The organism is Actinoplanes sp. NPDC051346 (assembly GCF_040682215.1).
Classification (GTDB): domain Bacteria; phylum Actinomycetota; class Actinomycetes; order Mycobacteriales; family Micromonosporaceae; genus Actinoplanes.
Window position 1 is genome coordinate 401,003 of the sequence record NZ_JBFBAJ010000002.1, and the last position, 14,394, is coordinate 415,396.

General features: G+C 71.3%; 3 protein-coding genes. All 3 read left to right on the top strand.

What is annotated here, in order from left to right:
• Positions 1-71 precede the first annotated feature (71 nt).
• From AB0M36_RS06225 to AB0M36_RS06235, 3 genes are read left to right on the top strand one after another with little or no spacing between them, the layout of a single operon-like run.
• On the top strand, positions 72-12,245 hold the full coding sequence (locus AB0M36_RS06225; RefSeq protein ID WP_364153224.1) for an amino acid adenylation domain-containing protein: 12,174 nt from the start codon (positions 72-74) through the stop codon (positions 12,243-12,245).
• A gap of 3 nt (positions 12,246-12,248) precedes the next feature.
• Positions 12,249-13,580: a hypothetical protein gene (locus AB0M36_RS06230; protein WP_364153227.1), complete on the top strand. Its 1,332-nt coding sequence runs from the start codon at positions 12,249-12,251 to the stop codon at positions 13,578-13,580.
• Positions 13,581-13,596: 16 nt separating this feature from the next.
• Entirely contained in the window at positions 13,597-14,388 is a 792-nt protein-coding gene (locus AB0M36_RS06235) for an alpha/beta hydrolase (RefSeq protein ID WP_364153230.1), read from the top strand.
• Positions 14,389-14,394: the final 6 nt, after the last annotated feature.

Here is a 14,394-nt window from a genome sequence, read left to right on the forward strand (position 1 = left end):
CCGCTGCCCCCTGCCCCGGGACGGGCGGCGCGCACCGGACGCGCCGCGGGTGATTACGGGGAGGCATGGCGATGACTTCTTTGACGTCCGTCCTGATCGGTAGCGGGAGCGTGCTCGCTCGCTGCGGCGAGGTACTCGTGGCGAAAGGGCACCGGATCGCGGCCGTGGTGACCGGTGACGCCACCGCCCGGTCCTGGGCGGTCAAGGCGGGAATTCCGCACCACGACCTCGCCGAGGCTGTGGCGCTCGCACCACAGTGGTCCTGCGACCTCCTGCTGAGTGTCGGTAACTACGCGGTGGTGCCCGACACGCTGCTGAGCTGCGCGACCCGGGCCGCCGTCAACTACCACTACGGCCCGCTACCCGAATATTCGGGACTGCACACGCCCTCCTGGGCCATCGTGGACGGCGCGCGGGAGTACGGCATCACCTGGCACCGCATGGCCGAGGTGGTCGACGGCGGCGAGGTGCTCGGCCGGGTTCCGGTCGCGATCGAGCCCGAGGACACCGCGCTGTCGCTGGGCCTGAAGTGCGACGACGCGGCCGTCGCCAGCCTGGCCGAGCTGATCGACCAGATCGCGGAAGGCCGCGAGACCGCGACCCCCCAGGACTCCGCGACGCGCCGCTACTTCTCGCGGCACACCCAGTTCGCCGCCGAGGGGCTGATCGACTGGAGCCTTCCGGCCGAACGGATCGCCGCCATGGTCCGGGCCACCGACTACGGCCCGTTCGCGAGCCCGTTGGTGTGGCCCAAGATCAACCTCGACGGGCACTTCTACGCCGTCCGGGAAGCCAGCGTCCGGGCCACCGCGGATGATGCCGCCGCCGCGCCCGCCACGGTCCTCTCCTGCGACGACGGGTCGGGCCTGCGGGTGGCCACGGGCGCCGGAATCGTCACCCTGACCCGGATGTGCACCCTCGAGGGCGAGGAGCGGTCCGCCGGCGCCATCGCGGCGACCCACGGAATCCGCCCCGGCGCGATCCTGAAGGTCCCCGACGAGGACGCGAGCGCGCGCCTGACCGAGGCGGGCGTCAGAGCCTCCAAGGCCGCCGACCTCTGGCGTGAGCGCCTGGTCTCCAGCGGCGACCACCCCTACCGCCTGCCCTACCCGCGGCCCCGAGCGGGGAGCGGACCGCAGGCGGATCCCATCCTCGTACGCTGCCACGTCCCGCTCCAGGACGGCGAAGGCAGGGAAGCATCCGCCGCCTACCTGGCCGGTGCGCTGGGCATCTTCCTGAGCCGGGCGAGCGGCCGGCGGGAAATCCACCTCGCGATGGCGGCCCCGCGCGAGGACGTCGACGCCGCCCACCGGGACCTCTTCTCCGCCTGGCTGCCGTTGCTGTGCCAGGTGGACGCCGACGCGACGATCTCGGAGAACCTGCGGGCGGTGCGGCGGGAGTTCGCCCTCGGCCAGGAGCGGGGATGGCTCCGTCGTGACGCCGTCGGCCGGGACAAGACGCTTCGCGAACGCTGGACCAGCGGCGCGTCGACGGCGGACGTGCTGATTTCGTGGGGCACCCGCGACACCGCCGACCACGGCTCCGACGGCCAGGGCGGCCACCGTCAGAGACTGGAACTCCACGTCCAGCAGGACGGCGCCGAGGACGGTGCGCTCGTCACCTTCCACTACGACGCCACGCGCCTCGCGGCCCGGGACGTCGCCCGGTTGGCCGACCAGTTCACCGCGTGGTGCAGCCGTCTTCCCGCCGACGCGGAGCGGCTTCCGGCCGACGCGGACCTGCTCACCGCGGCTGAGCGCGCTGTCCTCATCGAGGAGTTCAACGACACGGCCGGCAGCGCCGCCGATCTTCCCGAGCAGGGCCTGCACCGGCTCTTCGAGCAGGCCGCGCGCGGCCACGCCGAGAACACCGCGCTGGTCTGCGCGGACACCACCCTGACCTACGCGGAGCTCAACGCCCGTGCCAATCGGCTCGCCCACGCGCTGACCGAGCGGGGCGTGGACCGTGGCGACCTGGTCGGCGTGGCCCTGGACCGCTCGATCGACCTGGTCGTGGCCCTGCTGGCGATCATGAAGACGGGCGCCGCCTATGTGCCCGTCGACCCGAGGTTCCCGGCGGACCGCATCCGCCAGATGATCGAGGACGCCGATCCCAAGCTCATCGTCACCCCCGCCGCCGCGCCCACCGGCCTCGCCGCCTGGGACACCCGCTGCGTGAATGTCGAGCTCGGCGCCGAGTCGGACGCCGACGGGGACCTCGCGGTCGAGGTGGGCGCCGGCGACCTGGCCTACGTCATCTACACCTCGGGCTCGACCGGCCGACCGAAGGGCGTCGAGATCACCCACGGGGCACTGGGCAACTTCCTGGCCGCCATGCGCGCACGGCCGGGGTGCGCCGCCACCGACCGGCTGCTGGCCGTCACCACCGTGTCCTTCGACATCTCCGTGCTCGAGCTGTTCCTGCCCCTGCTCTGCGGCGCGACCACGGTCATCGCCCAGGCCCAGGAGACCATGGACGCCAAGGCCCTCGGCGCTCTGCTGGAGCGCCACGCGATCACCATGATGCAGGGCACCCCCGCCACCTGGCAGCTGCTGCTGGACGGAGGCTGGCAGGGCACCCCCACCCTGAGGAAGATCCTCTGCGGCGGTGAGGCGCTGCCGCGCGACCTGGCGGACCGGCTGCTCGCCGCCGGATCCCCGGCCTCTGTCTGGAACATGTACGGCCCCACCGAGACCACCGTGTGGTCCACGGTCTGGGAGGTGGCGGCCCGGGCCGAGGAAGACGGCATCTTCATCGGCACTCCCATCGACCGCACCCAGGTCTACGTCCTCGACGAGAACCTGTCGCCGGTGCCGCTCGGCTTCCCGGGAGAATTGTGCATCGGCGGCGCCGGAGTGGCCCGCGGTTACCGCAACGACCCCGAGCAGACCCGGCTCCGCTTCGCGGACAACCCGTTGCACCCCGGCACCCTCTATCGCACCGGCGACCTGGCCCGCTTCGTCGCACCCGGCAGCCTGACGCTGCTGGGACGCAACGACCGGCAGGTCAAACTGCGCGGCCACCGCATCGAGTTGGCCGACGTCGAGGCGGCCGTCAGCCGCCACGAGTCGGTTCGCCGTGCCGTGGTGGTCGGCCGCGACGAGCAGCTCGTCGCCTACTGCGTCCGCGACGAGGTTCCCACCGGTGAGCCGGTCCGCACCCCGGCGGACCAGAGCACCGCCCTGGCCGAGTGGGCGGCCGCCTGGGACCGCGCCTACGAAGCCGGCACCGACACCGATTCCGTCACCGCCGACGCCACGTTCAACCTGGCGGGCTGGCGCAACAGCTACGACGGCCTCCCGTTCTCCAACGGGGAGATGCGCGACTGGCAGCGGAGCTCCGTCCGGCGCGTCCTGTCCCACGCACCGGAGAACGTCTTCGAGATCGGCTCCGGCAGCGGCCTGATGCTGTTCAGTCTGGCGCCGCACTGCCGCACCTACCACGCGGTGGACGCCTCCGCCGCGGCCGTCGAGATGACCCGGCGGCACCTGGCCTCCCTGCCGCACGTGACCTGCGAGCAGCGGGCCGCCCACGCGCTCCCCGAGGTGGCGGAGGGCGCCTTCGACACCGTGATCATCAACTCGGTGGCGCAGTACTTCCCCAGCGTCGACTACCTGACCTCGGTGCTGGAGTGGGCGACCAGGGCGGTCACCAGGGGACGGGTGTTCCTCGGCGACGTACGCGACCTGTCGCTGCTGGACGTCTTCCACGCCGACGTGGCGAACTTCCGCGCGGACGGGGAGGCCGGCGGAATCTCCGCCGAGGAACTGGCCCGCCGTGCCGAGCGCGGAATGCGCGCGGAGCGCGAACTGGTGCTCAGCCGCGACTACTTCGCCAACCTGCCGCACCTGTTCCCGCAGATCACCCGCGTCGACATCACCCTGCGCGACGGCCGGTACGTCAACGAGATGACGCGCTACCGCTACGACGTCACCCTGCACGTCGGCGAGGATGCCCCACCCGCCACCCCGGCGGCGGAGCAGGACTGGCTGGCCGACGAATTCGACCTGGCCGCGCTCCGCGCCGAGCTCGGTTCCGTCGCCGACCGCCCGCTGCGGCTCAACGGCATTCCCAACGGCCGGCTGGGAGAAGTGTCCGGCCGGGTCGCCGCGGCCCTGGAGAGCATGGGTGCGAGCGCCTCCGAGGTGCCCACGTCCTGGATCGACCCCGTCGACCTCGCCGGCCTCGCCCATGACGCAGGCCTGGAACTGGCCCTGCTGCCCAGCCGTACCGGCGGCACCTGGCGGTGCGACGCCCTGTTCTGGCGTCCTGGCCAGACGCCCGACCTCAGCCAGCACCCCGCCGAAACGCTGGAGCGCGGCGCCCTCACCCAGTACGCCAACACGCCCGCGGTCGGCGAACCGGCCAGAACCCCGCTGCACCGCGTGCTGCGCCCCTGGCTGGCCGAGCGGCTGCCGGAGTACATGGTGCCGGCGTTCATCGTGGAGCTGGACGAGCTTCCGCTGACCCCGAACGGCAAGATCGACGAGAACGCGCTGCCGGACCCCGTGATCGAAGTCGACGCCACCGCCAAGCCCGCCACCGAGCTGGAGCGGGACATCATCGCCATCTGGTCGGACGTGCTCGGCCACGACCGGATCGGCGTCAACGAGAACTTCTTCGAGATCGGCGGCAACTCGCTGCGGGTCGTCCGGGTCCAGACGCGGCTGGAGGAACTGCTCGGACGCCCCGTGTTCGGGGCCAAACTCTTCGAGCACTTCACCGTCAAGACCCTGGCCGCCTACCTGGCCGGCGACACCAGGACCAGCCGGGAGGTCGTGCCCGACCGCCGCCGCGCCGTCCACGACGAGCCCATCGCCATCATCGGCATGGCCTGCCGCCTGCCCGGCGACGTCAACACCCCCGAGGAGTACTGGGAGCTGCTGGAACGCGGCGGCGACGGGATCATCGAGGTGCCGAAGGACCGCTGGGACGCCGAGGCCCTCTACAACCCCGACCCGGAGGTGCCCGGCACCTCGTACTGCAACAGCGGCGGATTCGTCACTCCCATCGACCTCTTCGACGCACCCTTCTTCGGCATCTCCCCGCGCGAGGCCCGCTCGCTCGAACCGATGCAGCGCATGGTGCTGGAGACCACCTGGGAGGCGTTCGAACGCGCCGGCTACACCCTGGACCAGCTGCGCGGCAGCCAGACCGGCGCGTTCATCGGCGTCGGCAAGAGCTCGGCCTACCACGAGTACGGCCTCACCATGGCCGGCGGGCTGACCGACCTCGACGGCTACGTGGGCCCGGGTTCCGCGGGCGGCACCATGTCCGGCCGGGTGTCGTACGTGTTCGGTCTGGAGGGCCCGACCCTCACCCTGGACACGGCGTGCTCGTCCTCCCTGGTCACCACCCACCTGGCCTGCAACGCGCTGCGCAACGGCGAATGTGACCTCGCGGTGTCGGCCGGCGTGAGCCTGATGCTGACCCCCGAACTGCACGTCGAGTTCAGCCGCCTGCGCGGCATGTCGGCGGACGGCCGCTGCCGGTCGTTCTCCTCCGACACCGACGGCACGGGCTGGAGCGAGGGCTCGGCCGCGGTGGTCCTCAAACGGCTGTCCGACGCCCAGCGCGACGGCGACCCGATCCTGGCCGTGCTGCGCGGCACCGCCGTCAACCACGACGGCCACAGCGCCAGCCTGACCACGCCCAGCGGCCCCGCCCAGCAGCGGGTCATCCGCGCCGCCCTGGCCGCGTCCGGACTCCAGCCGGACAACATCGACTACCTGGAGGCGCACGGCACCGGCACCAAGCTGGGCGACCCCATCGAGGGCACCGCGCTCGCGGAGGTCTTCGGCGGCAGCCACTCGGACGAGGTGCCGCTGTGGGTCGGTTCGGCCAAGTCGAACCTCGGCCACACCCAGGCCGCCGCCGGCTTGGCCGGCGTGATGAAGGTCGTGCTGGCCATGCGCCACGACGCGCTTCCCAGGACCCTGCACGTCGCCGAGCCCACGCCCGCCGTGGACTGGCAGGGCGCCGGCATGGCGCTGGTCCGGGAGCAGCGCCCATGGCCGGCGAAGGACGTGCCGCGCCGCGCGGGCGTCAGCTCGTTCGGCATCGGCGGCACCAACGCCCACGTGATCGTCGAGGAGCCGCCGCGGCGCGTCGAGCAGGACGCGTCCGCGCCGCTGCCGCCCACGGTCCCGTTCGTGGTGTCCGGCTACACCGACGCCGCCCTGCGCCAGCAGGTGGAGAACCTGCACCTGCACATGGGCATGAACATCCAGGACCGCCTGGGTGACGTGGCCCGCTCCCTGGCGACCGCCCGTACCCACTTCCGTCGCCGGCTGGTGCTCTCCGTCAAGGACAAGGCCGAACTCCTCGACAAGCTGGCCTCCTTCGCCCGCACCGGAGAACTGCCCGCGGAGTCGGTGCGCACCGGGAACCACCTCGAGGAACCCCGGCTGGCCCTGCTGTTCACCGGCCAGGGCAGCCAGCTTCCGGGCATGGGCAAGGACGTCTACGACGTCTACCCCGTCTTCCGCGACGCACTGGACGAGATCGCCGCCGGCTTCACCGGGTTGGAGAAGCCTCTCCTGGAGGTGATGTGGGCCGAGCAGGGCAGCGAGGACGCGGCCCTGCTGCACCGCACCGACTTCACCCAGCCCGCCCTGTTCGCCCTCGAGGTGGCGCTGTGGCGGCTGTGGGAGAGCTGGGGTGTGCGGCCGGAACTGCTGCTCGGCCACAGCATCGGCGAACTCGCCGCCGCCCACGTGGCGGGGATGTTCGACCTGGACGACGCCTGCCGGCTGGTCGCGGCCCGTGGCCGGCTGATGCAGGCCCTGCCCGCCCGGGGCGCCATGGTGTCGCTGGAGGCCGACGCCCAGGAGGCGGAAGCCGCCATCGACGCCCTCGGGCTGCGCGGCAAGCTGGACGTCGCCGGAGTCAACACGCCCACCCAGACGGTGTTGTCCGGTGACACCGACGCCGTCGAGGCGATCGCCGCCCACTTCACGGAGCAGGGCCGCAAGGCCAAGCGGCTGACGGTGTCCCACGCGTTCCACTCACACCACATGGACGGCATGCTCGCCGAGTTCCGGGCCGTGGCGGAGACCGTCCGCTTCCGTCCTCCGGCGATCGCTCTCGTCAGCAGCCTCACCGGCGACCTCGCCGCGCCGGGCGAACTCGAGCAGCCCGACTACTGGGTCCGCCAGGTGCGCCACGCGGTCCGCTTCAGCGACGGCATGAGCAGCCTGCGCCGAGCGGGCGCGAACACCTTCCTGGAGCTCGGCCCGCAGCCCGTGCTCTCCGGCATGGGAGCCTCCTGCCTGGCCGACGAGGGACCGCTGTCCTGGGTGCCGTCCTGCTCCCCGGGCAAGAACGGCGCCTCGGTCATCCAGCGCAGCCTGGCCGAGCTGCACGTTCGGGGCGTCGCGGTCGACTGGGACGGCTACTTCGCGCCCTTCGGCGGCGGCCGGGTGGACCTGCCGACGTACGCCTTCCAGCGGGAGCGGTTCTGGTTCGAGCCGCCGCTCTCCCGCGAGGTCGGGGCCGGTCTGAACCCCACCGGTCACGCGCTCCTCGGCGGCGGTGTGGAGATCGCCGGCACCGACCTGTCGCTGTTCACCAACGTGGTGGCGGCGGACCAGCCGGTGTGGGTGCAGGAGCACCGGGTGATGGACGCCGTCCTGATGCCGGGAACGGCCTTCTTCGAGGCGATGCGGGCGGCGGGCGACGCGGCCCACGAGGGCGAGTGGGACCTGTCCGACGTGGTCATCGCCTCGCCGCTGGTGCTCGCCTCCGGGGTGCCGGTGCGGATGCAGGTGACCGTGGGTCCGGCGATCGGTGAGAACCGGCCCGTCCAGGTCTACAGCGCGCCTGAGGGTGAGGACGGCGCCTGGCAGCTGCACGCCGAGGGCCGGATCACGCCCGCGGAAGCGGCTGGCACCGGCGCCGCGGTGACGGTGCCGCCCCGGGGCGCCGAGCCCCTCGACGCGTCCGCCCTCTACCGCGACCTGGACGCCCTCGGCTACGGCTACGGGCCGACCTTCCAGGGCATCCAGGAGGCCTGGCACGTGGGCGGGGAGGTGTGGGCCAGGGCAGCGCTGCCCGAGAGCGCGGAGCAGTCCGCCGCCGGATACGTCCTGCACCCGGCCCTGCTGGACTCGGCCATGCACTCGCTGCTGCTGACCCAGCGGCTGCAGAACCGGACCGGCGACGACCTCTTCGTGCCGTTCGAGGCCGAGCGGCTGTCGCTGCGGGTGAAGGGCCTGGCGGAGATCTGGGTCCGGGTCGCCGACTTCGAGCTGGGCGACGGCGAGTTCTGGGCCTCGCTCGACATCCACGACAGCCACGGCGCCCAGGTCGGCCGGCTGCACCGCCTGCACGCGCGGCGGGTGGACCGGGCGGTGCTGCGCCGCCTGGCCGCGGCCGGGGTGGACCGCTTCCAGTTCGACGTCAACTGGCGCCAGGTCGACACCGAGAATGTCGAACTGGGCGGCTCCTGGGGCCTGATGACCCCGGCCGGGGACGTGCCGTGGGCGAGGGAGGTCAAGACCCTCCTGGCACGGGCCGGCATTCAGGTGATCAAGGTTCGGGAGCTGGAGGACGCCGAGGACCTGGACGGCCTGGTCTGCCTGTGGGACTCCGACGCGGAGGTGCCGGCCCAGGCCCATGCGTTCGCCGCCAAGGCACTGGAGCAGCTCCAGGAAGTGGTCGGCAGCGAGTTCCGTACCCCGCTGGTCTGGGTCACCCGCCACGCGGTGGGCACCGGCGCCGACGACCTGGTCTCGGGGCTGGGCGCCGGCCCGCTGTGGGGCCTGATGCGGACCGCCCGCAACGAGCACCCCGAACTGAGCCTGCGCCTGATCGACCTCGGCGAGGAGGAGGCGGGCCGCAAGGCACTCCCCGCCGCGCTGATGCTCGAGGCCGAACCGGAGTGCGCCCTGCGTCACGGCGAGGTGCTGGTGCCGCAGCTGCTGCGGGTGGGCTCGGCCCGGGATCTGGAGATCCCGGCCGAGGGCCGCTGGCAGCTGGAGATCGCCGCCAAGGGCCGCCTGGACGAGCCGCTGACGGTCAAGACCTCGCCGGAACGGTCCCTCGCGCCGGGCGAGATCCGCGCCGAGGTGAGGGCCGCCGGTGTGAACTTCCTCGACGTGCTCAACGCCCTCGGCATGGTGGAGATCCCCGCGTTCGGCCTGGAGTTCGCCGGTGTGATCACCGAGGTCGGCGGCAGCGTCGACCAACTGAAGGTGGGCGACGCCGTGCTGGGTCTGGCCCGCGGCTCCTTCGCTTCCGAGGTCGTCACGGACGCGCGCCAGGTGGTGCGCATGCCGGAGCGCCTCAGCTTCACCGAGGCCGCCACCATCCCGATGACCTTCCTCACCGCCTGGTACGGCCTGCACGAACTGGGCGCCCTGCGATCGGGCGAGCGGGTGCTGATCCACGCCGCAGCCGGTGGCGTGGGCATGGCGGCCGTGCAGCTGGCGCGGTTGCACGGCGCCGAGGTCTACGGCACCGCCAGCGAGCCCAAGTGGCCCGCGCTGCGCGAGCTCGGGCTGGACGACGCCCATATCGCGTCCTCTCGCGACCTGGGCTTCGTCGAGTCCTTCGGCAAGGGCGCTCCGGGTGCGAGCTTCGACGTGGTGCTGAACTCCCTGGCCACCGAGTTCATCGACGCCAGCCTGGGCATGCTGGGCGGCGGCGGGCGGTTCCTGGAGATGGGCAAGATCGATGTACGGGAGCAGGCCGCCATCGACCAGAGCCACCCGGGCGTGACCTACACCGTCTACAACCTGCCCGAGGCGGGGCCGGACCTCATCCAGAGGATGCTGGTCTCCATCGCGGAGCTGTTCACGCAGGGCAAGCTGGCGCCGCTTCCGCTGCGGACCTTCCCGATGACCCACACCTCCGACGGCCTGCGCTTCATCGCCCAGGCGCGGCACGTGGGCAAGGTGGTGCTGGTCCCGGCCCAGCAGCGGGCGTTCGTCCGACCGGACGGCGCGGTGCTCGTCTCCGGTGGCGCCGGCGATCTCGGCCGGCGGGTGGCCAGGTGGCTGGCCGGCACCCACGGCGTCCGAGACCTGGTGCTGACCTCCCGCCGCGGGATGGAGACTCCCGGCGCGCAGTCCCTGGTGGACGAGCTGTCCGAGCTGGGCGCCACGGCGACCGTCATGGCCTGCGACGCGGCCGATCGCGACGACGTGGCCGCGGTGATGGCTCTGTTCGGCGACGAGCGTCCGCTGCGTGGCGTGGTCCACGCGGCGGGTGTGCTCGACGACGGCGCCCTGACGGCCCTGACGCCGGAGCGGTTCGACGCGGTCTTCCTGCCCAAGGTGGACGGCCTGTGGCATCTCCACGAGCTGACCCAGGACCTGGAGCTGGACTTCTTCATGATGTTCTCCTCCATCGCGAGCGTCATGGGAGCACCCGGCCAGGGCAACTACGCCGCCGCCAACGCCTTCCTGGACGCGCTCGCCCACCTGCGCCGGGCCAAGGGCCTGCCGGCTACCTCGGTGGCCTTCGGCCCCTGGGAGGGCGACGGCATGGCCGCCGGCCTCAGCGAGTTCGACCGGGCCCGATTCGCCCAGCTCGGCCTGGACCGGCTGGCACCGGACGAGGGCCTGGAGCTCTTCGAGCTCGCTGTGCGGAGCGGCCGCGCGCTGACCATGGCCGCCGCGCTGGACCTGAACCGCGTGCAGCACTACTTCGAGAACCGTGGCGGCATACCGCCGCTGTTCCGCGCGTTGCTCAGCGGCAACGCCGGCGGGCGCTCCCGGGCCGGCGGCGGCACCGACCTGCGAAAGCTGCTGGGCGAGGCCGCGCCGGAGGACTATCCGGCCGTGGTGCTCGGCGTGGTCCGCGAGGAGGTGGCGAAGACCCTGGGCTTCGCCTCGCCGGAGGCCGTGGACGTCGACGTGCCGCTCCAGAACATCGGCATCGACTCGCTGACGGCGGTGCTGATGCGCAACCAGCTCGCGGACCTGACGGGGCTCGCCCTGCCCGCGAAGATCGCCTTCGACCACCCCAACCTCATCTCGCTGGCCGACTTCCTGCTGGCGAAGCTGCTGGAGGCGGGGCTGGACGCGGCGCCCTGGACCGCCTCCGGCACGGCGGCCACCGAGGCGGTCGAGCTGGCCGATGCCGGGGGCACGGATGTGTCCACGGCCCGCAAGGGTTGCCTGCACCCCGACCTCCGCTTCGACAACGCCAGCGCGGCGCCGGTGCGCCCGGAGGCGGTCTTCGTCACCGGCGCCACCGGATTCGTCGGTGCCTACCTGCTGCACGAGCTGCTCGCCGCCGAGGTGGTCGCCTACTGCCTGGTGCGGGCGGACGACGCCCGCCAGGCCATGGATCGCCTGGTCGGCGCCCTCGACGGCTACGGCCTCTGGAAGCAGGAGTTCGCGCCGCTGCTGAACCCGGTGGTGGGCGATCTCACCAAGCCGCTGTTCGGTCTGGACGAGGAGGGCTTCGACGAACTGGCCGACCAGGTGGACGCCATCTGCCACTCCGGTGCCCTGGTGGACTGGATGCGGCCGCTGGAGGACTACATCGGCCCCAACGTGGTCGGCACCCACGAGGCGCTGCGCCTGGCCTCGCGCGGTCGCGGCAAGGCGTTCCACTTCGTCTCCACCTTCGCCACGCTGCCCAAGTACCTGGGCTACGAGGTCACCGAGGACGATCGGGAGTACGGCTACCTGACCTCCAAGTGGCAGGCCGAGCAGATGGTGGCCGCCGCCCGCTGGCGCGGCGCGAAGGCGTCGACATACCGGCTGCCGTTCGTGGGCGCGTCGACCGGCACCGGGCGCTTCCGGCTCGACCGCGGCGACTTCCTGCACAACCTGATCACCGGCAGCCTCGAGCTGGGCAGCTTCCCGTCGCTCGACGCCGACCTCACGGCGGTGCTGCCGGTCGACTACCTGTGCCGGACGATCGCCGAGGCCATGACCAACGACCTGGCCCGGATCGGCAGGGACTACGACTTCGTCAACTCCGAGGCCCCGGCCTTCGACCGCTTCTTCGAGCTGGTCGGTGCCGCCGGGGGCGGTGCGGAGATCGTGCCCTTCGACGAATGGCGGCAGCGGGCGCTGGCCTTCGCCGTCGGGCATCCGGCGAGCCCACTGGCCCGGATCGCCGCCCTGGTGGACGGCCTGACGGCGAAGGGCCTGGCGGACATGTTCGCCGCGCTCCCCGTCGGAGGCGCCGTCTTCGGCGCGGAGGACTACCCGTCCCCGCCCATCGACGAGGAATTCGTCCGCACCTATGTGGACCGCATCATCACTTCGGACCGAGCGGAGAACTAAGTCATGAGCGACGCGACCCAGCCGGTGGACGACGACGCCACGGTCACCGGCACTTACCAGAAGACCGGCACCTTCCTGCACTCCTCCGCGGCGGTACACGCCGAGCAGCTGTCCCCGGTGCTGGACAAGTACCAGGTGGACAAGGGGGAGATGGAGTCCAAGCTGCCTCCTCACCGGACGCTGAACACGAGCCGTTTCCTGCCCGAATCGCACCCCACCCACGTCGTCCAGATGAACCTGGACGACGACCTGGCGGACAACCTGGCACGCCAGCTGCGCTGCCAGGCGGTGATCCAGGAGAGCTTCGCCGCCGCCTCGATCGGCAGCTACTTCCCGATCTCCACGATGTTCGAGAACTGTGTGCTGTTCGTGCCGTCGGCGAAGCGCTTCTACGACCTCAACCAGGACCTCGTCCGGGAGCACTTCCCCGAGGTCGAGACCGCGGTGGTGAACGCCTTCATCGTGCCGGCCAAGAAGCGGCCGTACGGCACCCACGCGGCCAGCTCGATCGGCCTGCAGGTCCCGTCGCTGGTGAAGAAGCAGCTCGGGTTTCCCACCGAGTACCGCAGCTTCCACACCGCGCTGACCCCGACGCCGCTGAGCCGGCAGCCTTTCGTGATCTTCGAGGAGGCCGAACTCGAGGCCCCGAACCTCCCGTACGTCTACGAGAAGATGCTGGAGTACGGCCTGAAGGGTGAGGAGAAGGACGCCGTCGACAAGGCGCTGTACCTCTTCCTCGAGGGGAAGCTGTCCGAGATCGACCTGCCCTCGGTCCGGGACTTCCTGATGGCGATGTACTGGGCGAAGACGTACGCCGACAAGCCGTCTCCCGGCTATTTCTGCGACAGCCGGGTGGGCGATGCGCTGGTCTTCGACAACTACCGGGCTCACGCCGACAGCACCCTGCCCCGGACCACCAAGGACCGCCTCACCATCGACCTGCGCTGCTTCAACAAGGTGCACTACCCGAAGGGCATGACCAGCGGCCTGGACTTCATCGTCGATCCGGACGAGCGCGCCTACCAGACCAAGCGCAAGTGGGCGTCGATCGAGTTCCTGCTCGCCACGCTCGGCTACGAGAGCGTCGACGAGTTCCTGCGCCTGGTGTTCGGCGGAACGCGGACCGCGTCGGACATCGACCCGTTCGGCCTGATGACCGACCTTCAGTTCGGCATCTACAACAAGTCCGAGTACCACCTGCTGGACCAGAACCTCGACGCTCACTACGAGCGGGTCGAGGCCCTCTACGACCGCATCGCGAAGGAGGGGGAGTACGTCCTGCCGGAGCGGGCCAAGCAGTGCCTCGCGGGGCTGAGCGAGCAGCCCGGCAACTGAGATCGAGGAATGCGCTGTGAACCGAACCGAGTCCGTGGACGACCTTGTGGAGCGCTTCTACACGGTCGTGAAGCTGCCGCACGATCCGTTCGCGAAGGCGTTCCTCAACCGGTGTCGTTCGCACACCGTCAAGGCGAATGGCCGCTTCTACAAGTACTTCCAGAGCGGCAGCGGCCCAACCGTCCTGCTTGTCCACGGCCTGAACACCAATCTGGGCAGCATGGTGACCATCGCCGAGGAACTCCTCGCGCAGGGCTACCGGGTGGTGCTCTTCGACGTGCCGCCGCACGGTGAGGCACTGGGCATCACGGGTGATCCGACCGAGATCCGCGCCCTGCTGCGCGCCCTGTACGACAGGCTCACCGGGCTCCACGCGGTGGTCTGCCACTCCATGGGCGGCCTGTGGGCCCTCACCGCGTGGCACGCCGGGGTGCCCGCCCGGACCGTTGTCTCCATCTCCTCGCCGCCCGCCAAGATGTTTCTGGTCGAGAGGTTCGCCGAGATGAACGCCCTCGACGGCGCCGGGGCCCGGGCGGTGGTGGAGGAGATCGAGAGAAGGTTCGGCGCGACGGTGTGGGACGAGTACTCGGCGCTGGAGGCCGTCCGGGCGATCGACGTGCCAGGGCTGGTCATCCACGGCGCCGCCGATGACTACGTGCCGCCGGTGTACGCCGGGGAACTGCACGCGAACTGGCGGAACTCCAGGGTGGAACTCGTCGAGGGCGCCGGCCACTTCGACATCGTGGACTCACCGGAGGTCCGGAAAATCATCTCCGCGCACCTGCGGAGCGTGGAAGACACAAGGTAAGGGGCG